We start from the raw sequence: 20,523 nt of genomic DNA, 5'->3' as shown, positions 1-20,523 counted from the left end.
TCATCCCACGACTCGACGTCATGCCATGACTCGATCCACTGGTCAGCTCGGGTACTGCCCCCGGGCGACCATCGGCTTGGGCAGCCGCGTCCGGCGGATCTGGAAGGCGCGCAGGACGCCGTACCGCACCGAGCCCTTCGGCACGCCGTCCGGGCCGAACTTCTCAGCCAGTCGCCGGGACAGCTGCCTGGACAGCACGAAGCCGTCGACGAGGGAGAACACGACCGTCAGCCACAGCAGGGCGGTGGCCACCAGCTGGGCGACCGGGTCCATGACGAACGTCAGCAGGACGACGACCATCGCCACGACGAGGAAGTACTCGCCGGCGTTGCGGCGGGCGTCCACGTAGTCCCGCACGAACCGCTTGACCGGTCCGCGGTCGCGCTCGGGCAGGTGGCGCTCGTCACCGGTCAGCATCGCCTCGCGGGTCTTGGCGCGCTCTGCCTTCATCTGCTCGCGGTAGGCCTTCGCGGCGGCCTTGCGGTCGTTGGGCACCAGCGGGCGCTTGCGGGCCGCCTCACGCTCTCGGCGCTTCGGCGTCGGCCGACCCTTGCCGCCCACCTTCTCCACCACCGAAGCGGTGGTGGTTGCCGAGCCGTCGTTGCGAGCGTCGTCCTTGCTCCGTCCGAACACCCGCCCAGCCTATGCGGTCACCGCGCCGGTAGTTTCCGGCGTCATGACCACCCAGCCGGAGATCGACGTCCAGACCCACCGTGACCGGCTCGAGGAGCTGTGGGACGGCGTGCGCGCCGACCTGGAGGACCTCGTCCGGATCCCGAGCGTCTCGGCCGCCGCCTTCGACCAGGGGCACGTGGCCGCCAGCGCCGAACGAGTCGCCGGCCTGCTGCGGGACGCCGGGATGCCCGAGGTGGACATCCTCACCGCCCCCCGGCCGGACGGCACCGACGGCGCCCCCGCCGTCGTGGCCCGCCGGCCCGCGCCGGCCGGCGCCCCGACCGTGCTGCTCTACGCCCACCACGACGTCCAGCCGCCCGGAGGTGAGCAGGACTGGACCACCCCGGCCTTCGACCCGGTCGAGCGCGACGGACGGCTCTACGGCCGCGGGACGGCGGACGACAAGGCCGGCGTGATGACCCACGTCGCCGCGCTGCGTGCCCTGCTGCCGACGTGGGGCCCGGACGAGGGCGTCGGCGTCACGGTGTTCGTCGAGGGCGAGGAGGAGGTCGGCTCCCCGTCCTTCGGCGCGTTCCTGCGCGAGCACCGCGACCGGCTGGCCGCTGACGTCATGGTCGTCGCCGACTCCGACAACTGGACGGTGGACCAGCCGTCGCTGACGACGTCCCTGCGCGGCCTCGTCGAGGCGGTCGTCGAGGTGCGCACCCTGCGGCACGCCGTGCACTCCGGCATGTACGGCGGCGCCGTTCCGGACGCGATGACCGCGACCCTGCGGCTGCTCGACCGGCTCTGGGACGACGACGGGGCCGTCGCCGTGCCCGGGCTGCTCCGCAGCGAGGCGGCGGACCTGGACTATGCCGAGCAGACCCTGCGAGCGGACGCCGGCGTGCTGGACGGCGTCCGGCTTCTCGGTCACGGGTCGCTGCTCTCGCGGATGTGGACCCAGCCGTCCCTGACCATCGTCGGCATCGACGCCCCGAGCGTGGCGCACGCCTCGAACACCCTGCTGCCGGCCGTGCGGGCGAAGCTGTCGCTGCGGGTGGCCCCGGGCCAGGACCCGTCCGAGGCCTACGAGGCGCTGCGACGTCACCTGCTGGACTCGGCCCCGTTCGGGGCGCAGGTCGAGGTCAGCCTCAAGGAGACCGGCAGCGCGTTCGCCGGTGAGGTGGACGGGCCCGTCTACGACACCGCGCGCTGGGCGCTGTCCCAGGCCTGGGAGGGCGCCGACGTCGTGCACGCCGGGGTCGGCGGGTCGATCCCGTTCGTCGCGGACCTCAAGGAGCAGTTCCCCGACGCCACGGTGCTCATCACCGGCGTGGAGGACCCGGACACCCGGGCGCACGGCTACGACGAGTCACTGCACCTCACGGTGCTGCGGCGCGCCGCGCTCGCCGAGACGCTGCTGCTCGCCGCGCTGAGCGGACGCTGACAGCCGTGCGCGTCCTCCTCGCGCCGGACTGCTTCACCGGCACGCTGACCGCCGCCCAGGCCGCCGAGGCGCTCGCAGCCGGCTGGGCCGACCACGCCCCGGACGACGTGCTCGACCTGTGCCCCCTGTCGGACGGCGGCCCGGGCTTCGTCGACGTCCTGCACCGGTCCCTGGGGGGGCAGCTGCGCTCGCTGACCGTGCCCGGGCCACTCGGTGAGGACGTCCCGGCGGCGATGCTCGTCGTCGACGGCACGGCGTACGTGGAGTCTGCCCACGCCTGCGGGCTGCACCTCGTCCCCGTCGAACGACGAGACCCCACCCGGACGACGTCCGCCGGGCTGGGAGCCTTGCTGGAGGCCGCTGCCGAGGCGGCCGGCCGCGTCGTCGTCGGCCTCGGTGGGACCGGCACGGTCGACGGGGGAGCGGGCCTGCTCGCCGCGCTGGGGGCGGGAGACCCCGCCCTGCTCGGCCGCGGCGGTGGCGCGCTGGCCGACCTGCCGGACGAGGCCCTGGCCGGACTGGCCGCTGTGCGCGACCGGTTCGCCGGGACCGAGATCGTCGCCGCCACGGACGTCGACGTCCCGCTGCTCGGGTTCCACGGGGCTGCCGCCGGTTTCGCCGAGCAGAAGGGCGCCAGCCCCGAACAGGCCCAGCAGCTGGGTACGGCGCTCGGCCGGTTCGCCGAGGTGGCACTCGCCGCACTCGGTCCGGACGTCGCTCCCCAGCGGCTCGTCGCCGAGCCGGGCGCCGGCGCCGCCGGCGGGATCGGGTTCGCCCTGCTGCTGCTCGGGGCGACCCGTCGCTCGGGCACCGAGACCGTCCTCGAGGCCGTCGGGTTCGCCGACCGCCTGCGCCGCAGCGACCTCGTCGTCACCGGTGAGGGCACCGTGGACTGGCAGTCGATGCGCGGCAAGGTCGTCGCCGGAGTGGCGCACGAGGCACTTGCGGCCGGTGTACCGGTCGTCGCCGTGGCCGGGCAGGTGCACGCCGGCCGCCGGGAGATGCTTGCTGTGGGGATCGAGACTGCCTACGCGGTCGCGGAGACACCCGAGCAGGTGCGGGCTGCGTTGGCCGACCCGGCTGGCACGCTCCGTGCCCGGGCACGTCGGGTGGCCCGGACGTGGAGCCCGCGGTCATGGAAGCGATGAGTGCGGGGGGTTACCCTGGTCCCATGACCGAGACCGTCTCCACCACCCAGACCCACGGCGTCGAGCTGACCACCGTCGCGGCGAGCAAGGTCAAGAGCCTGCTCGAGCAGGAGGGACGTGACGACCTGCGGCTGCGCGTCGCCGTCCAGCCCGGCGGCTGCTCGGGCCTCATCTACCAGCTGTACTTCGACGAGCGGACTCTCGACGGCGACGCCGTCCGGGACTTCGACGGCGTCGAGGTCGTCGTCGACCGGATGAGCGTGCCGTACCTCGACGGGGCGACGATCGACTTCTCCGACACCATCGAGAAGCAGGGCTTCACGATCGACAACCCGAACGCGCAGTCGTCCTGCGCGTGCGGCGACTCCTTCAGCTGAGGCCCGACCGCCGCACGACAGCAGGCCGAGCGGTCGCTCGCCGCCGCGCGGCACGGCGCTGAGCGCCGTCCCGGTGCCGCTCGAACCGCCCGCGTCGCCCTGGGCCGCGGAGCTCGCCCGGCGTGTCGTGACTGCCCCCGCGGGGGAGGACCTGGTCGCAGTCGGCGCCGACCTCGCCCCCGGCACCCTGCTGGCCGCCTACCGGGTCGGGGCGTTCCCGATGGGGGTGGGACGACACGGTCGCCCACCGCTCGGCTGGTGGTCCCCGGACCCCCGCGGCGTCCTGCACCCCAGCGACCTGCGGGTGTCCCGCTCGCTGCGGCGCTCGATGCGCCGGTTCGAGCTGAGGGTCGACACTGCCTTCGATGAGGTCGTCGCCGGGTGCGCTGACCCTGGCCGGGACGGTCGCTGGATCACACCGGAGATCGCGGACGCCTACCGCCTGCTGCACGCCCTGGGCTGGGCGCACTCGGTGGAGACCTGGTGTGATGGCCGCCTGGCCGGCGGCCTGTACGGCGTCGCCGTCGGGGGCCTCTTCGCCGGGGAGTCGATGTTCCACCGGGAGACGGACGCGTCCAAGGCCGCCCTCGTCGGGCTCGTCGCGCTGCTGCGAGGCGACGGAGACCCGCGCCGGCTCATCGACGTCCAGTGGCGTACTGCGCACCTCGCCACGCTGGGGGTGACCGAGGTGCCACGGAAGCGGTACCTGCGGCTGCTGGAGCGCGCGCTCACCGCGCCCGACACCGACTGGGGCGTCCGGGATCCCAGCGTCTGATCCGGGATGAAACGCGGTCACCCTGCCCTCCGCGGTCGAGGGCAGGGGGGTAGGGTGACGCCACGTCGATACCGCTGCTCCGGCGCTCCCGGGGCCGTTCTGGAGTGGAAGGCCGACTTGCGTCAGCAGATGCGAAGCCGTACCCGCCGCGCCCCCGCGCGCCTGGCGGCCCTGGCCGCCGTCGCCCTCGTCACCACGGGGTGCTCGGCGCAGGAGGTCCAGCAAGGCTGGATGCCCGGGCAGCCGGGGCTTACCGACAAGTGGGACCTCACCAAGGACCTCTGGGTGGGCTCCTGGATCGCCGCGCTCGCCGTCGGCGTCCTGGTCTGGGGCCTCATCATCTGGGCGGTGGTCGCCTACCGCCGGCGCAAGGACGACACCGGTTACCCGGACCAGCTTCGGTACCACGTCCCGATCGAGATCCTCTACACCGTCGTCCCGTTCATGATGATCGCCGTGCTGTTCTACTTCACCGCACGGGACCAGACGATCATCGAGTCGCTGGAGGAGGAGCCGGACCTCACCATCCAGGTGATCGGCAAGCAGTGGAGCTGGGACTTCAACTACCTCGACGACAACGTCTACGAGGCCGGCATCCAGACACCTGTCGGCACGCCGCAAGAGGACGAGCAGATCCCCACCCTCTACCTGCCGGTGGACCAGACCGTCCGGCTGGAGCTGCAGTCCCGTGACGTCATCCACTCGTTCTGGGTGCCGGAGTTCCTCTACAAGAAGGACCTGATCCCCGGGCGGACGAACTACTACCAGGTCACACCCCAGATCGAGGGCGTCTACGCGGGCAAGTGCGCCGAGTTGTGCGGCGAGTTCCACTCGGAGATGCTCTTCAACGTCGCGGTCGTGGACCAGGAGGAGTACGACCGGCAGATGGACGCGCTGCGGGCACGCGGGCAGGAAGGGGCGTTGCCGGTGAACCTCGGCCGCATCACCACCGAGCCGGACGAGCAGACCGAGGACCGCATCGGTGAGGATCGGGGCGGCCAGGAGAACGAGGGCGGGCAGAACGGATGACGCAGTACGAGGAGGCAGCTGCGACCACCGGCACGAGCGCCGAGCCCGTCCGGACGCTGGACCCGCCGGAGCGGCGGGGCAACGTCGTCGTCCGGTGGATGACGTCCACGGACCACAAGACCATCGGCTACCTGTACCTGATCACGTCCTTCGCGTGGTTCTGCATCGGCGGGGTGATGGCCCTGGTGATCCGGGCTGAGCTCTGGCAGCCCGGCCTGGAGGTCGTGCAGAGCAAGGAGCAGTACAACCAGCTGTTCACGATGCACGGCACGATCATGCTGCTGCTGTTCGCGACCCCGTTGTTCGCCGGCTTCGCGAACGTGATCATGCCGTTGCAGATCGGCTCGCCGGACGTCGCGTTCCCGCGGCTCAACATGTTCGCCTACTGGCTGTACCTGTTCGGTGGGCTCATCGTCGCGGCAGGGTTCTTCACCCCCGGTGGAGCGGCGAGCTTCGGCTGGTTCGCCTATGCGCCGTTGTCGAACGCCACCTTCTCACCGGGGGTCGGGGGCGACCTGTGGGTCTTCGGCCTCGCGCTCGCCGGATTCGGAACCATCCTCGGTGCGGTCAACTTCATCACGACCATCATCACGATGCGCGCCCCGGGCATGACGATGTTCCGGATGCCGATCTTCACCTGGAACACCCTGCTCACGTCGGTGCTCGTCCTCATGGCGTTCCCGGTGCTGGCGGCCGCCCTGTTCGCCCTCGGCTCCGACCGTCGGCTCGGTTCCCAGGTGTTCAACCCCGAGAACGGCGGCGCCATCCTGTGGCAGCACATGTTCTGGTTCTTCGGGCACCCCGAGGTCTACATCATCGCGCTGCCGTTCTTTGGCATCATCTCCGAGGTCCTCCCGGTGTTCAGCCGCAAGCCGATCTTCGGCTACAAGGGCCTCGTCTTCGCGACGATCGCGATCGCCGGTCTGTCCGTGACGGTCTGGGCGCACCACATGTACACCACCGGCGCCGTCCTCCTGCCGTTCTTCGCGTTCATGTCCATGCTCATCGCGATCCCGACCGGGGTGAAGTTCTTCAACTGGATCGGCACGATGTGGAAGGGGTCGTTGACGTTCGAGACGCCGATGTTGTGGTCCCTCGGCTTTCTCGTCACCTTCCTGTTCGGCGGCCTGACCGGTGTCATCCTCGCCAGTCCGCCGCTGGACTTCCAGGTCTCGGACACGTACTTCGTCGTGGCGCACTTCCACTACACGGTCTTCGGCACCGTGGTGTTCGCGATGTTCGCCGGCTTCTACTTCTGGTGGCCGAAGTTCACCGGCACGATGCTCGACGAGCGTCTCGGCAAGATCCACTTCTGGATGCTGTTCTTCGGCTTCCATATCACGTTCCTCATCCAGCACTGGCTCGGCGTGGTCGGCATGCCGCGCCGGTACCCGGACTACCTCGCCAGCGACGGCTTCACCTGGATGAACCAGGTCTCCACGCTCGGGTCGTTCCTCCTCGGCGCCTCGATGCTGCCGTTCTTCTGGAACGTGTACGTCAGCTGGCGCAGTGCCCCGCGGGTCACCACCGACGACCCCTGGGGCTTCGGCCGGTCCCTGGAGTGGGCGACGTCCTCCCCGCCGCCGCGGCACAACTTCGTGTCGATCCCCCGGATCCGTTCGGAGTCCCCGGCCTTCGACCTGCACCACCCGGAGGTGGGTGCGGACAACCTGGCGCAGCCCGACTCCGCGCTCGCCAACGCGGTTGGCCCGGCCGACATGGGAGACAAGAAGTGAAGATCGAGACACTGGTCTTCGGCATGGGGGTGTTCTTCTTCACCCCAGTGGCCGTGATCTACGGCCTGCTGTCGAGTTGGGAGCCGGTGGGCACGGCAGCCCTGGCGCTGACCGCGGGGATGTCCGGCCTCGTCGGCGCCTACCTGTGGCTCACCGGCCGCAGGATCGGTGAGAGACCGGAGGACAACCCCCAGGGCGAGATCGCGGACGTGTCCGGCGAGTACGGCGAGTTCAGCCCGTGGTCGTGGTGGCCGCTGCCACTGGCCCTCAGCGGCGCCATCATCTTCGCCGGGCTCGCCGTCGGCTGGTGGCTGGTCCTCATCGGCATCGGGTTCAGCGCGATCGCCCTCGTCGGCTGGGTCTACGAGTACTACCGCGGGGCGCACGCCCACTAGAGCTGAAGCCTTGTCGGCCCAACTAGGTCCGTCCGGGTGGCCGGTTGCAGGCTCTCCCGTACGTGAGCCGGTGTCGCTTGCCAGCGTGATGGGACCACCCCACGTCGCCGACCGGTTCACCCCACCGACGACGACAGCACCTCTGACGGCCAGGGCACGGTTCGACTCCTACGCCACGGCCGTGCGCGAGGCGCTGTCGCACGCGGTTGCTCGTGGCCGCACGGTCGACGCCGCTGGCAGGCCTGCACTCGCGCCCGGTGCACCGCCTCCCCAGGCACGAAGGACGCAACGCCTTCGGCGTCCGCCGCACCAGCGTGCTGGTCGGCGACGTGCGCGACTTTGGTCGTCGTGGACGTCGCCGACCGCAGGCTCTCAGCGGTGAGGCTGGGAGGCCACAGCCTCCTGGACGTCGGAGGTCTCCACCTCGCCGTGGGCCGCGTGGTGCTGCGCGGCCTCGATCTCCGCCGGCGTGGGCGGCTCCACCCGGTCCTCGAAGTAGAACCGCGACAGCCGCTGGCGCCACCGGTCGCGGCGGGCGCCAGGCCGACGCACGCCGTTCTCGTCGACCTCCGGCTCGATCTCCAGCGGTCGGTAGACCGGGTGCTGGACGAGCACCCACCGCTCCTGCTCACTGAGCGGCTCGTGGACCTCGAAGTACTCGCCGTCCGCGGTCCGCACCACACGCCCGGTCTCGCGGCCGTGCAGAGCGAGCTCACGGTCCTTGCGCTGCAGGCCCAGAGCGATCCGCTTGGTGACCCAGAACGCGATCGGTGGGAGCACGATGAGCCCGATGCGGAAGATCCACATGAGGTCGTTGATGGACATGTTCAGCGACGTGGCGATGATGTCATTGCCACCGTTGGCCCACAGGATCCCGTAGAACGTGATCGCCATGACACCCAGGCCGGTGCGGGTGGGGTTGTTGCGGGGGCGGTCCAGCAGGTGGTGCTCCCGCTTGTCCCCGGTAGCCGCGGCCTCGATGAAGGGGTAGGCGACGAGCGCCGTCACCATCAGGCCCGGCAGGATCACTGCCGGGATGAGGATGTTGAACGACAGCGTGAACCCCAGGACGGTCCACTCCCACCCGGGCATGAGCCGCAGCGCGCCGTCGAGGAAGCCGACGTACCAGTCCGGTTGGGTGCCGGCGCTGATGGGGGAGGGGTCGTACGGGCCGTAGTTCCAGACCGCGTTGATCTGCACCGTGGCCGCGACGAGCGCGATGAGACCGAACACGACGAAGAAGAAGCCGCCGGCCTTGGCCATGTACACCGGCATGAGCGGGTAGCCGACGACGTTGTCGTTGGTGCGGCCCGGCCCCGGGTACTGGGTGTGCTTCTGCAGGAACACCAGCCCCAGGTGAGCCCCGATGAGGGCGAGGAGGATGCCGGGGATCAGCAGCACGTGCGCGATGAACAGCCGCGGGATGATGGCCTCTCCGGGGAACTCGCCGCCGAAGATGAAGAACGACAGGTAGGTGCCGACCACCGGGATCGCCTTGATGATGCCGTCGATGATCCGCAGGCCGTTGCCCGAGAGCATGTCGTCCGGCAGCGAGTAGCCGGTGAAGCCGGCCGCGATGCCGAGCAGGGTCAGCACCGAGCCGATCATCCAGTTGACCTCGCGCGGCTTGCGGAACGCCCCGGTGAAGAACACGCGGAACATGTGCACGACCATCGAGGCGACGAACAGGAGCGCGGCCCAGTGGTGGATCTGCCGCATGAGCAGCCCGCCGCGGACGTCGAAGGACAGGTGCAGCGTCGAGGCGAAGGCCTCGGACATCTCCAGGCCGTTCATCGGGGCGTAGCTGCCCTCGTAGGTGACCAGGCCCATGCTCGGGTTGAACCACAGGGTGAGGAACGTGCCCGACAGCAGCAGGACGATGAAGCTGTAGAGGGCGATCTCGCCGAGGAGGAACGACCAGTGGTCAGGGAAGATCTTGCGGGCCAGGCCACGGACCGCCTTGGAGGCGCCGAGCCGGGTGTCGAGGAAGTCGGCCACCGATCCCGTGGCGCCGGAGGTCGTCGTGGTGCTCATCCGCGCTCCCAGAAGCTCGGGCCGACAGGTTCGTGGAAGTCGCTCTGCGCGACGAGGTACCCCTCGTCGTCCACGCTGATGGGTAGCTGTGGCAACGGCCGCTTCGCCGGACCGAAGATCACCTTGCAGTGCTGCTCGACGTCGAAGGTCGACTGGTGGCAGGGGCAGAGCAGGTGGTGCGTGGTCTGCTCGTAGAGGGCGACCGGGCAGCCGACGTGCGTGCAGATCTTCGAGTACGCGTAGATGCCGTCGACGTCCCAGCCTTCCCGCCCGGGCATCGGCTCGACGTCCTGGGGATCGAGCCGGATGAGCAGGACGGCGGCTTTCGCTTTCTCCTCGAGCGGGTGCTCGGCGTCCTCGATGCCTTCAGGCATGACGTGGTAGACCGACCCGCGGGTGACCTCCGAGGCCTTGATCGGGGTCCCGGACGGGTCCCGGGCGAGCCGCTTGCCGCGCTCCCAGAACGTGTGCGCCAGCTTGTCCTGGGGCAACGGACCCAGGTCGCCGAGCAGCAGGAGGGCCGGCAGCGGGGCGAGCGCTGCGGCCCCGATGAGCGAGTTGCGCAGCAGTGCCCGACGGCCCAGGCCGGACTCCTGCGCCCCCAGGGCCAGGATCTCGGCGGCAGCCTCGCGGTCCTCGTCGCTGCCCCGCATCGGGTGACGCATCTCGATCCGCTCGGTGTCCGGCATCAGCGTCTTGGCCCAGTGGATGGCGCCGACTCCGATCCCGAACATCGCCAGGCCGAGGCCCAGACCGAGTCCGAGGTTGGACTTGAACAGGGTGGCGAAGGTGCCGTCCAGGGGGACGGCGAAGTACGTGACGATGAGCAGGATGCTGCCGAGCGCGGACAGGCCGAACAGCAGGGCGACCTGGCGTTCGGCGCGCTTCGCGGCCCGTGGGTCGGTGTCCGCCAACCGGTGCCGGTGGGCCGGCAGGCCGGGGTTCTCGAAGCGCTCGGGCGCGTCGGTGCGTGTGGCGACGTCCGTGCCGGGCTCCTGCTCGCTGCTCATCGTGTCCTTCGAGTGGTCGTTACCGGGCGGAGGCGTCGGCGTGCTCACGAGGACTTCGCCCCCAGCCACACCGCGGCGCCGATGAGCAGGCCGAGCAGGCCCACCCAGACGAAGAGGCCCTCGCTGACCGGTCCGAGCGATCCGAGCGACCAGCCGCCGGCGGGGGAGCGCTCCTCGACGTTCTTGAGGTAGCTGATGATGCTCTGCTTCTCGTCGGGGGTGATGTTCGCGTCGTTGAACACCGGCATCGCCTGCGGCCCGGTCTGCATGGCCTCGTAGATGTGCACGGGCTCGACGTCCATGAGCGCCGGGGCGTACTTGCCACGGGTCAGGGCGCCGCCGGCACCGACGACGTTGTGGCACATCGCGCAGTTGACCCGGAACAGCTCGTAGCCCTCGGCGATCCGGTCGGGGTCGTCGAGCGGCTGGACGTACTCGTCGTCCGGGATGGCGGGCCCGGGGCCCAGGGAGGCGACGTAGGCCGCCAGCTGGCGGATCTCGTCCTCGCTGAACTCGCCGGGACCACGGCGCGGGGCCTGGACGTCGGTCTTCTGCAGCGGCATCCGCCCGGTGCCGACCTGGAAGTGGACGGCGGCCGCGCCCACCCCGATGAGGCTCGGGCCGTTACGGGTGCCCTCGGCCTGGGTGCCGTGGCAGGTCGCGCAGTTCGCTAGGAACAGCTCCTGGCCGGCCTCGACGTCGTCGGCGCCGGCCGTGGTGCTCGCGGTCGCCTCCCGCGGGGCGACGGTCGCGTAGGCGGCGCCGGTCACCAGGAGGGCCAGGAGGAGCAGCACCACCGTGGCGAGCGGGTGGCGCCGGCGGGCGGCGAGTGCTGTCACTGCGGATCCCTCGTCTCTGGAGAGGTCGTTCAGGTGCGGGCGGGGGACGGGTACGGCTACTGGATGACGTAGATGATGATGAACAGGCCGATCCAGACCACGTCGACGAAGTGCCAGTAGTACGAGGTCACGATCGCGCTGGTGGCTTCGCGATGACCGAACCGCCGGACGGCGAACGCCCGCCCGATGATCATCAGGAAGGCGATGAGGCCGCCGAGCACGTGCAACCCGTGGAAGCCCGTGGTCAGGTAGAAGACGGAGCCGTAGGGGCTGCTCGCGATCGTCACCCCCTCGGTGACGAGCACGGCGTACTCGTAGACCTGGCCGGCGATGAACACCGACCCCATGAGGAAGGTCAGGACGTACCACTCGACCATGCCCCAGCGGCGGACGTCCAGCAGGCCACCGGTGCGCTGCGGCTGGAACCGCTCGGCCGCGAACACCCCCATCTGGCAGGTGAACGAGCTCGCCACGAGGACGAGGGTGTTGACCGTGGAGAACGGCAGGTTCAGCTTCTCCGGCTCGCTCACCCACAGCCCCGGCTCGACGGCCCGGATCGTGAAGTACATCGCGAACAGCCCAGCGAAGAACATCAGCTCGCTGGACAGCCACACGATGGTCCCGACCGCGACCGTGTTGGGCCGGTTGACGGTTACCGGAGCAGCGGCGTGCGCCGTGGTTGCTGTCGACACGGGCGTCATTATGGCCATGAAGCCCCCCTGGCGGGGGACCACCCCCGGATTGTCCGGCGTGCCCTGCGGTCCGCGCCGTCCGGGTCGGTAGCATCCCGGGCGTGGACAGCTTCCCCGGCGACGGACCCCCGGCACGCGAGCAGCCGCTGCGCGTCCTGCTCTACAGCGACGACATCGACACCCGCAACGCGGTGCAGTTGGCCGTCGGCCGTCGGCCGGCCCGGGACCTGCCGCCGGTGGAGTGGTTCGAGTGCGCCACGGCACCCGCCGTCATCGAACGGATGGACGCCGGCCTCGTGGACGTCGCCGTCCTGGACGGCGAGGCGGCCCCGACCGGTGGGATGGGCCTGTGCCGGCAGCTCAAGAACGAGATCTACCGCTGTCCCCCCATTCTCGTCCTCACTGGGCGTCCCCAGGACGCGTGGCTCGCGGCCTGGTCGCTCGCGGACGCCGCGGTGCCGCACCCGCTGGACCCGTTCGACCTCACCGAGGCGCTGGTCGGGCTGGCTCGCACCCGCCTCGGCGGCGTCCGGGCCGGCTGAGCCCGTGCGCAGCTGGCCTCAGCTGATCGCTGACCTGCTGGCCGGGCACGACCTCGCGGCGGCGGACACCGCCTGGGCCATGGAGCAGGTGATGACCGAGCGGGCCACGCCGGCCCAGCTCGCGGGGTTCCTCGTCGCGCTCCGCGCCAAGGGGGAGACGGTCGCGGAGCTCGACGGGCTCGCCTCGGCCATGCTCGAGCACGCCGTCCCCATCGACGTCCCCGGTCCGCTCGTCGACGTCGTCGGTACCGGCGGCGACCGCGCTCACACGGTGAACATCTCGACGATGGCCACGCTCGTGGTCGCCGGCACCGGACGCACCGTCGTCAAGCACGGAAACCGGGCTGCGTCGTCCGCCTGCGGGTCGGCTGACGTCCTGGAGGCCCTCGGCGTCCGGCTGGACCTGCCGCCTGCCCGGGTGCAGGAGGTCGCCACCGAGGTCGGCATCACGTTCTGCTTCGCGCAGGTCTTCCACCCGTCGTTCCGGCACGCGGCAGTGCCTCGGCGTGAGCTCGGGGTGCCGACCGCCTTCAACTTTCTCGGGCCGCTGACGAACCCGGCGCGACCCCAGGCCTGCGCGGTCGGGGTGGCGGACCTGCGGATGGCGCCGCTCATGGCCGGGGTGCTCGCCGCGCGGGGCACGTCGGCTCTGGTCTTTCGGGGAGAGGACGGGCTCGACGAGCTGACACCGACCGCCCCCACCAGGGTGTGGGAGGTGACCAGCGGCACCGTCCGCGAGCAGCTCGTCGACCCGGTCGACCTCGGCGTGCCCCGAGCGAGCGTGGAGGACCTGCGCGGCGCGGACGCTCGGCACAACGCGGACGTCGCCCGCCGGGTCCTGGACGGCGAACGCGGCCCGGTGCGGGACGCCGTGCTGCTCAACGCCGCCGCGGCGCTGGTGGCCGCCGGGGTTGGTCAGGGCGACCTGACGGAGCGGCTCCGGGCCGGCCTGGCCGAGGCAGAGCGATCCGTGGACGACGGCGCCGCCCGCGCCGTCCTCGACCGCTGGGTCGCCGCCACGCAGTAATCCCCCCGTGATCATGCAATCCCGCCACCCCCGCACGCCCCCTCGTGATCATGCAATCCCGCCACCCCCGGCCCGGGCAACTCCGTGATCATGCAATCCCGCCACCCACCGGGTAGCGGGTCCGGCTCACAGGATGCTGGGTTGGTGGCGCGACACGCCGGCTAGGCCGTGCGCGGCGCAGCATTCTGTGGTCCAGGCGCCTGACCCGACGGGGCCGCCAGGGCCACCAAGCCGCACCCCGTGTCGCTCCGGTGGATGACGGCCCGGAGCGGCCGCCGGGGTGCAGGCCTCTAGCGGTTGACGGTGGACATGTCCTCGTAGCGGTCACCCACCGGGGCAGCCACCTTGTCGAGGGCGGCCAGCTGGTCGGTGGTCAGCTCGATGGCGTCGGCCGCGACGTTCTCCTCTAGGTAAGCCACCCGCTTGGTACCGGGAATGGGCGCGATGTCGTCACCCTGGGCGAGCAGCCAGGCCAAGGCGACCTGCCCGGGCTTCACGCCCAGCTCGGCCGCCACCGCGTCGACCTGCTCGACGATCCGGATGTTGTGCTTGAGGTTCTCCCCGGCGAAGCGCGGGTTGTGGCGGCGGAAGTCCTGCTCGTCCAGCTGCTCCACGGAGCGGATCGTGCCGGTGAGGAAGCCACGTCCCAGTGGGGAGTAGGGCACGAATCCGATGCCCAGCTCCCGGACGGTGGGGAGGATCTCTTCCTCGGGGTCACGCGTCCACAGCGAGTACTCGGTCTGCAGCGCGGTCACCGGGTGGACCGCGTGGGCTCGGCGGATGGTCTCCGGGGCGGCCTCCGAGAGTCCGACGTGAAGAATCTTGCCCTCCTGGACCAGCTCGGCCAAGGCCCCCATGGTCTCCTCCACGGGGGTGGCCGGGTCCACGCGGTGCTGGTAGTACAGGTCGATGTAGTCGGTGTTCAAACGCCTCAGTGCACCCTCCACCGACAGCCGCACGTTCTCCGCGCTGCCGTCCAGCCCAGGGGTGTCGCCGGCGCGGTGGGAGATGGTGCCGAACTTGGTGGCGACCACTACCTCCGAGCGGCGGCGGCCCAGGGCTCGTCCCAGCAGCTCCTCGTTGGTGTAGGGCCCGTACATCTCAGCGGTGTCGAAGAAGGTGACGCCGAGATCCACTGCCCGCTGGATGGTGGCGATCGACTCGGAGTCGCTGGTGCCGCTGCCGGTGTAGAAGGCGGACATGCCCATACAGCCCAAGCCGAGACGTGAGACGTCCAGTCCTGCGGTTCCCAGGGTGACGTGCTTCATGCGTTCTTCCCTTCCCACTCGGTCGTGCCAGGGCCCGAGCCGCGGCTGCGGGCAGGCCGTGAGAGGCGCGCCGTCGCGGCGTCGTCGGGGCCGGACGCTTCGTTCCGGCGGCGAAGGGCCTCGTGCTCGCCGGTGGCACCAGTGCCTGCTCTTCGACGAACGTCACCAGGCTACCGCCGGCTCCGTGGACGGCCACACGAGCGACCGCACACGGTCGGTGAGCATCACCACAGAATGCTGAGCTGGGCGCGGCATTGCCGGCGTGTCGTGCCACCAACCCAGCATTCCGCGAGCGGGCAGTGGGGGCTGGTGGCGGGATTGCATGATCACGAAGAGCGGTGATCAGGGGAGGGGGGTGCGGGGGTGGCGGGATTGCATGATCACGGAGGGGGGGGAGAGGGGTGCGGACGGCGGATCGCGGGGGGGGGGGGGGGGGGGGAGGGAGAGAGAGTGTCAGTCGCCGTCGAGGCCGATGGCGAAGGCTGCCTCGAGGTCGTGCCGGGAGTAGGTGCGGAAGGCGATGAAGGTCTTCGTCTTGCGGACGCCGGGGATCTTGGAGACGCGGTCGGCGATGACGTCGGCGAGCTGCTCGTGCTCGGCCACTCGCACCATCGCGATGAGGTCGGTGTCGCCGGTGACGGAGAAGACCTCGGAGACCTGCTCGATCTCGGCGATCTCCTGCGCCGCCTCGGGGATGCGGTCGACGTCGGTGTCGATGAGCACGATGGCGGTGATCACGGCGTCACCCTACTGCGGTCACCCGGCTCGTCGGGGCGCTCGCACCGCCCCCCAGTGCGGTGTCTCGGGAAACGGCGTGGCGGCCGCCCGGGCGGACCCGAGCGGGTCGAGCCGGGCCCGGGCAGCGCCTGCACCGTGCACCGGGCTCGCCCACTGCCCGTCGAGGGACACCAGCCGGACTCCCGGGGACTCCAGCCAGCGCAGGATCGTCTCGGTCTCCTCTGGGTGCGCGGCCGGGACGGGCCCGACCGGGCGGGTCACGTGCTCGGCGGTCGAGCGCAGGGCCTCGATGTAGGGCGTCGGGTCCTGGCCCGCCGGTGTCACCGTCGTCCCGGCCATCCGGCCGAACCGGACGACGACCACCTCCCACCCGCCGGCATCGGCGCGGCGGGCGGCCACGAGCTCAGGGGTGCGGGCCAGCGGAGTGATCCGCTGGGTGCGGGCGGCTGCCCGGACGAGCACGAGCAGCCGGTCGCGGTGGGTGGCGGCGTCCTCGAACCGCTGCGCCGCGGAGAGCCCGGCGATCCGCTCGAGCAGGCACTCCACGACGTCCCGCAGGTCACCGGTGAGCGCGTCCCGGACGGCGGTCACGATCCCGCCGTAGTCGTCCCGCGACTGGTCTCCGGTGCACGGCGCTCCGCACCGGCCCATCTCGGCCAGCACGCAGGCGCTCGCCGTGGGGGAGGGGCGTAGCGGCAACCGGCGCGTGCACTGCCGCAGCCGGAACGCCTCGTGCAAGGCCGCGACCGCCGCCTCGGCTGCCGCGACCGACCCGAACGGACCGAGGTACTGCGCCCCGCGCTCCGCGTCCGGGCCCACCGTGCGCACGATGGACAGTCGGGGGAAGGGCTCGGCGGTCAGCTTGACCCACGGTGCCCGCTCCGGGTGGCGGGACCGGCGGTTGTACCGCGGCTTGTGCTCGGCGATGAGGCGCTGCTCGCGTACCTGCGCCTCCAACGCGGTGGCGCACACGATCGGGGTGACGGCCGCGGCGACCGAGACCATCTCCGCCATCCGGCTGCGGGTCTCCGACGCCGTGAAGTACGACCGCACCCTGGTGCGGATGTCCTTGGAGGTGCCCACGTAGAGCACCCGCCCGCGGTCGTCGCTGAACGTGTAGACGCCAGGGGCGTGCGGCAGTGACTCGGCGAGGTGCCGCTTGCGCCGCTGCGCGGCGGTGACCCGGGAGGTGAAGGTCGTGAGCTCCTCGAGGGAGGTCACCCCGAGGTTGCCCAGTCGGGCGATCATCGCGTGCAGGACGTCGACCGTGGCCCGTGCGTCGTCCAGGGCGCGGTGCGTGGGCGTGGTCGTCGCGCCGAAGAGGCGGGCGAGGGTGGCGAGCTTACGGTTCGGCGCCTCGTCGTCGGTCACGACGTGCCGCGCGATCCGGACGGTGTCGAGCACCTCGAAGCCCGGCCACGGGATCTCCTGCCGGGCTGCGTTCGCCTTGAGGAAGCCGACGTCGAACCCGGCGTTGTGCGCGACCAGGACGCTGTCACGGGCGAACTCGAGGAACGCGGGCAGCGCCTGCTCGATCCGCGGCGCCCGGGCGACCATCGCGTCGTCGATCCCGGTGAGCAGGGCGATGAACGGCGGGATCGGGGTCCCGGGGTTGACGAGCGTCTGGAACTCCCCGAGGACCTCTCCGCCGCGCACCCGGACGGCGCCGATCTCGGTGATGCCGTTCGTCTGCGGCGACCCGCCGGTGGTCTCCAGGTCGACGACGACGAAGGTCGTGTCGCGAAGCGGCGTGCCGAGCTCGTCCAGGGTGGTCTGGACCGGCACGCCGCCACGCGCGACGGCGGAGGAGGGCCGCGCGAGCACCGACGAGGTCATGGCCGGAACGCTAGGCGGGACCACCGACAACCCCGCGGACCGCCACGCGGTCGAGACCGTCCGGAGACCGTTGTCGGTGGTCCCGCCTAGCGTCCGTCGGGCCGGCGCGGAGAGCCCGCCCGGCACGAGGAGGTGCGCGCGACGTGCTCATCGACTGCGAGACCTGCGTGGTGCGGGACGTGGCCTGTGCCGACTGTGTCGTCACCGTGCTGCTGGACCGGCCCGAGTCGCAGGCGCCGGTGGTCCTGGACGACGAGGAGCGCGCCGCGATCGGCGTGCTCGCCGACTCTGGGCTGGTGCCGCCGCTGCGACTGGTGCCGGCAACCTACGATGAGCGGCGTGCAGGGGGTGCGGCGCGGGCCGGCTGAGCGGGTGCGGCCCGGGCACCGCGGCGAGGGTGGGGCCCGTCCCTCGGTCGCGGTCGTCGTCACCGCGGCGCTCGCCGCCCTGCTCGTGGTCGCTGGCCTGCTGCTGGGCGGTGGGGCCGTCCGACTCGGGCCGGGCGGTGAGTCGAGTGCGAGGTCGGGAGCCGCGACCGCGCCGGGGTCCGGCGACGGCACCGGCGCGGGACCGTCGGCTCCGGGCACGGTCGGGCCCCTCACCCCCTCGGTCGACCCGGCGGCGCTGCGCCTGCAGGCGCTCGACGAGCTGCTGGCGGCCCGGGCGGACGCCGTCCTGCGCCGTGACCGCGCTGCCTGGCTGGCGACGGTCGACCCCGCCGCCGGAGAGTTCGCCGCCCGGCAGGCACAGGTCCTCGACCACCTCGCCGAGGTGCCGCTGGCCGACTGGCGGTACGAGTACGCCGGCGAGGGACCTTCGCTGTCCGCCGAGCGGCGCGCCGTCCTGGGACCCGAGGCCTGGGTCGCCCGCGTCGTGCTCGTCTACCGGCTGGACACCGGCACCGGCGGGCCCGCCGGTGCCGAGTCCGCCGGGTCCGCCGGTCCCGCCGGAACTGCTGGCACCGTCACCGGAGAGGTCCGCCGGGAGCAGCACCTCACCCTCGTCCGCCGGGGCGACGACTGGTTCGTCGCCGACGACCAGGACGGCGACACCGCCCCGGACCTGTGGGACCTCGGGCCGGTGCACGTGGTCCGGGGGCAGCGCTCGCTCGTGCTCGGCACCGCGCCGGTGGCGGACCTCACTCGCTACGCCGCGGAGACCGACGACGCCGCCGTGCGCGTCGACGCGGTCTGGGGCGGCGACTGGCCGCGCACCGTCGTCGTCCTCGTCCCCCGCAGCCAGGAGGAGATGGCTCGCCTGCTGCTGCGCGACGACGACGCCGGCCTGGAGCAGATCGCCGCCGTCACCACCGGTGAGGTCGGGCTCGACGACCCGGGGGAGTCGGCCGACCGCATCGTGGTGAACCCGGCCGGGTTCGACCAGCTCGGTCCGCTCGGGCGCCGGGTCGTGCTGACCCACGAGATCACGCACGTCGCCACGCGGGCGACGACGACCGAGGCGGTGCCGATCTGGCTCAGTGAGGGGTTCGCCGACCACGTCGCCTACCGCGAGACCGGGGTCGCCAAGCAGGTCATCGCCCAGGACGTCCTCGACCGGGTCCGCGCCGGCCAGCTGCCCGCGGCGCTGCCGACCCGGCTCGACTTCGACCCCTCCCACGGCGACATCGCCCCCGCCTACTCGGGGTCGTGGCTGGCCGCCGACCTCGTCGCGGTGCGCTGGGGGGAGGAGGCGCTCGTCGGCCTCTACCGGACCGTCGCCGCGGGCACCCCCGTCGACGAGGCCCTGACCGCACTCCTCGGTCTTGACGAGGCCGCGTTCACCCGTGAGTGGCAGGCGTACCTCACTCAGCTCGCCTCGTAGGGTGGCGCCTCGTGCGCACCCTCGTCGTCACGAACGACTTCCCGCCGCGGACCGGAGGGATCGAGTCGTTCGTGCTGGCGATGGTGCAGCGGATGCCGCCCGGGTCGGTCGTCGTGCACACCGCTCGCCAACCCGGTGACCGGGCCTTCGACGCACACCTCGACGCCCCCGTGGTGCGGGACTCCTCCCGGTTCATGGTCCCCACCCCGGCGATCGCCCACCGGGCCGCCGACCTCGCCCGCGCCGAGGGCTGCGACCGGGTCTGGTTCGGCGCCGCCGCACCGCTGGCCCTGATGGCCCCCACCCTGCGTGCCGCCGGCGTGCGGCGGGCGGTCGCCACCACGCACGGGCACGAGGTGTGGTGGGCCGGGGTCCCGGGGACCCGTCAGGCCCTGCACGCGATCGGGGACCGCACCGACGTCGTCACCTACCTCGGGGAGTCCACCCGCTCGCGCATCGCCCCGGCGCTGAGCCCGGCCGCCCGGGCCCGGATGGTCCAGCTGACCCCCGGCGTCGACCCGGAGGTCTTTCACCCGGACGTCGACGGGACCGTCGTCCGAGCCCGGCACGGGCTGCAGGACCGCCCGGTGGTCGTCTGCGTGTCCCGGATGGTCGCGCGCAAGGGACAGGACGTGCTGGTCCGGGCGCTGCCGCTGATTCGCGCCCGGGTCCCGGACGCCGCCCTGCTCCTCGTCGGGGACGGCCCTCACCGGCCGACGGTCGAGCGCCTGGTCCGCCAGCTCGGCCTGGAGCGGGACGTCGTCCTGACCGGGCGGGTGCCGTGGGGGGAGATCCAGCACCACTTCGCCGCCGGGGACGTGTTCGCGATGCCGAGCCGGACCCGGCTCGGCGGGCTGGAGGTCGAGGGGCTCGGCATCGTCTACCTGGAGGCGGCCGCGGCGGGACTGCCGGTCGTCGCCGGCAGCTCAGGCGGTGCTCCGGACGCCGTTCTGGACGGCGAGAACGGGTTCGTCGTCGACGGGCGGCGGGTGGTCGACGTCGCCGACCGGGTCACCCGGCTGCTGCTCGACCGCCGGCTCGCCGCCGACTTCGCCCGCCGGGGTCGCCAGTGGGTCCTGGAGAAGTGGTCGTGGTCCCAGCAGGCCGACCGGCTGCAGCGCCTGCTCGCCGGCCACCCGGTCTGACCTCACGGCCCGCCGACCAGCTGCATCGTCGCGGCGACGACCGCCA

The 20,523-nt window shown here is 71.8% G+C and carries 20 protein-coding genes and 1 pseudogene; 12 read left to right on the top strand and 9 right to left on the bottom strand.

What is annotated here, in order from left to right; translation table 11 throughout:
- Positions 1-42 precede the first annotated feature (42 nt).
- Positions 43-633 (bottom strand): DUF3043 domain-containing protein, encoded by a 591-nt coding sequence (locus tag HJG43_08905; protein UER54639.1) that lies wholly within the window; start codon positions 631-633, stop codon positions 43-45.
- Between the two features lie 43 nt (positions 634-676).
- Between HJG43_08905 and HJG43_08900 the strand changes: the two genes are divergently transcribed.
- From HJG43_08900 to HJG43_08870, 7 genes are all read left to right on the top strand, one after another.
- Positions 677-2,065: a dipeptidase gene (locus HJG43_08900; GenBank protein ID UER54638.1), complete on the top strand. Its 1,389-nt coding sequence runs from the start codon at positions 677-679 to the stop codon at positions 2,063-2,065.
- A gap of 5 nt (positions 2,066-2,070) precedes the next feature.
- Positions 2,071-3,213, top strand: a complete 1,143-nt coding sequence (locus tag HJG43_08895; GenBank protein ID UER54637.1) for a glycerate kinase — start codon at positions 2,071-2,073, stop codon at positions 3,211-3,213.
- Positions 3,214-3,236: 23 nt separating this feature from the next.
- Complete coding sequence (gene erpA / locus HJG43_08890; protein ID UER54636.1) at positions 3,237-3,590, top strand: iron-sulfur cluster insertion protein ErpA; 354 nt, start codon at positions 3,237-3,239, stop codon at positions 3,588-3,590.
- Between the two features lie 73 nt (positions 3,591-3,663).
- Entirely contained in the window at positions 3,664-4,365 is a 702-nt protein-coding gene (locus HJG43_08885) for a leucyl/phenylalanyl-tRNA--protein transferase (GenBank protein UER54635.1), read from the top strand.
- A 129-nt stretch (positions 4,366-4,494) separates the two neighbouring features.
- Entirely contained in the window at positions 4,495-5,394 is a 900-nt protein-coding gene (coxB, locus tag HJG43_08880; GenBank protein UER54634.1) for a cytochrome c oxidase subunit II, read from the top strand.
- Positions 5,391-7,130: a cytochrome c oxidase subunit I gene (ctaD, locus tag HJG43_08875; protein UER54633.1), complete on the top strand. Its 1,740-nt coding sequence runs from the start codon at positions 5,391-5,393 to the stop codon at positions 7,128-7,130. Before coxB ends, ctaD begins: the two co-directional genes overlap by 4 nt.
- Entirely contained in the window at positions 7,127-7,525 is a 399-nt protein-coding gene (locus tag HJG43_08870; GenBank protein ID UER54632.1) for a cytochrome c oxidase subunit 4, read from the top strand. Before ctaD ends, HJG43_08870 begins: the two co-directional genes overlap by 4 nt.
- A gap of 372 nt (positions 7,526-7,897) precedes the next feature.
- Here the strand turns inward: HJG43_08870 and HJG43_08865 are convergent, their stop codons facing one another.
- The 5 genes and pseudogenes from HJG43_08865 to HJG43_08845 all read right to left on the bottom strand — a co-directional run bounded on the left by HJG43_08865 (position 7,898) and on the right by HJG43_08845 (position 12,109).
- Entirely contained in the window at positions 7,898-8,419 is a 522-nt protein-coding gene (locus HJG43_08865) for a hypothetical protein (GenBank protein ID UER54631.1), read from the bottom strand.
- Positions 8,353-9,559, bottom strand: a pseudogene (locus tag HJG43_08860) (cytochrome b). Before HJG43_08860 ends, HJG43_08865 begins: the two are co-directional and overlap by 67 nt.
- Positions 9,556-10,569, bottom strand: a complete 1,014-nt coding sequence (locus HJG43_08855) for a ubiquinol-cytochrome c reductase iron-sulfur subunit (protein ID UER55847.1) — start codon at positions 10,567-10,569, stop codon at positions 9,556-9,558. The pseudogene HJG43_08860 and the gene HJG43_08855 overlap by 4 nt, the downstream one beginning before the upstream one ends.
- 44 nt (positions 10,570-10,613) lie before the next feature.
- Positions 10,614-11,408 (bottom strand): c-type cytochrome, encoded by a 795-nt coding sequence (locus HJG43_08850; GenBank protein UER54630.1) that lies wholly within the window; start codon positions 11,406-11,408, stop codon positions 10,614-10,616.
- A gap of 56 nt (positions 11,409-11,464) precedes the next feature.
- Positions 11,465-12,109: a heme-copper oxidase subunit III gene (locus HJG43_08845; GenBank protein UER54629.1), complete on the bottom strand. Its 645-nt coding sequence runs from the start codon at positions 12,107-12,109 to the stop codon at positions 11,465-11,467.
- A 92-nt stretch (positions 12,110-12,201) separates the two neighbouring features.
- Here HJG43_08845 and HJG43_08840 point away from each other — a divergent pair, with 92 nt between their 5' ends.
- Together HJG43_08840 and trpD are read left to right on the top strand one after the other, a co-directional pair.
- Positions 12,202-12,642, top strand: a complete 441-nt coding sequence (locus tag HJG43_08840; GenBank protein ID UER54628.1) for a response regulator transcription factor — start codon at positions 12,202-12,204, stop codon at positions 12,640-12,642.
- Between the two features lie 4 nt (positions 12,643-12,646).
- On the top strand, positions 12,647-13,669 hold the full coding sequence (trpD, locus tag HJG43_08835; protein ID UER54627.1) for an anthranilate phosphoribosyltransferase: 1,023 nt from the start codon (positions 12,647-12,649) through the stop codon (positions 13,667-13,669).
- Positions 13,670-13,959: 290 nt separating this feature from the next.
- Here trpD and HJG43_08830 read toward each other — a convergent pair whose 3' ends face one another.
- From HJG43_08830 to HJG43_08820, 3 genes are all read right to left on the bottom strand, one after another.
- On the bottom strand, positions 13,960-14,937 hold the full coding sequence (locus HJG43_08830) for an aldo/keto reductase (protein ID UER54626.1): 978 nt from the start codon (positions 14,935-14,937) through the stop codon (positions 13,960-13,962).
- Between the two features lie 453 nt (positions 14,938-15,390).
- The gene (locus HJG43_08825) at positions 15,391-15,675 is read right to left on the bottom strand and encodes an Lrp/AsnC ligand binding domain-containing protein (protein ID UER54625.1); all 285 of its coding nucleotides are present in this window, start codon (positions 15,673-15,675) and stop codon (positions 15,391-15,393) included.
- Between the two features lie 18 nt (positions 15,676-15,693).
- A complete protein-coding gene (locus tag HJG43_08820) occupies positions 15,694-17,511 on the bottom strand; it encodes a DEDD exonuclease domain-containing protein (GenBank protein ID UER54624.1) in 1,818 nt (605 codons plus the stop codon).
- A 143-nt stretch (positions 17,512-17,654) separates the two neighbouring features.
- Here HJG43_08820 and HJG43_08815 point away from each other — a divergent pair, with 143 nt between their 5' ends.
- The 3 genes from HJG43_08815 (at position 17,655) to HJG43_08805 (ending at position 20,477) form a co-directional block, all read left to right on the top strand.
- Positions 17,655-17,879, top strand: a complete 225-nt coding sequence (locus tag HJG43_08815) for a hypothetical protein (GenBank protein UER54623.1) — start codon at positions 17,655-17,657, stop codon at positions 17,877-17,879.
- Positions 17,851-19,332 carry a hypothetical protein gene (locus HJG43_08810; GenBank protein ID UER54622.1) on the top strand — a complete coding sequence of 494 codons (1,482 nt, stop codon included), beginning with the start codon at positions 17,851-17,853 and terminating at the stop codon, positions 19,330-19,332. The genes HJG43_08815 and HJG43_08810 overlap by 29 nt, the downstream gene beginning before the upstream one ends.
- 80 nt (positions 19,333-19,412) lie before the next feature.
- Entirely contained in the window at positions 19,413-20,477 is a 1,065-nt protein-coding gene (locus HJG43_08805) for a glycosyltransferase family 4 protein (protein UER55846.1), read from the top strand.
- Positions 20,478-20,523: the final 46 nt, after the last annotated feature.

It is taken from the genome of Kineosporiaceae bacterium SCSIO 59966, from assembly GCA_020881835.1.
GTDB lineage: Bacteria > Actinomycetota > Actinomycetes > Actinomycetales > SCSIO-59966 > SCSIO-59966.
This window is presented reverse-complemented; position numbering and strand designations above follow the sequence as displayed.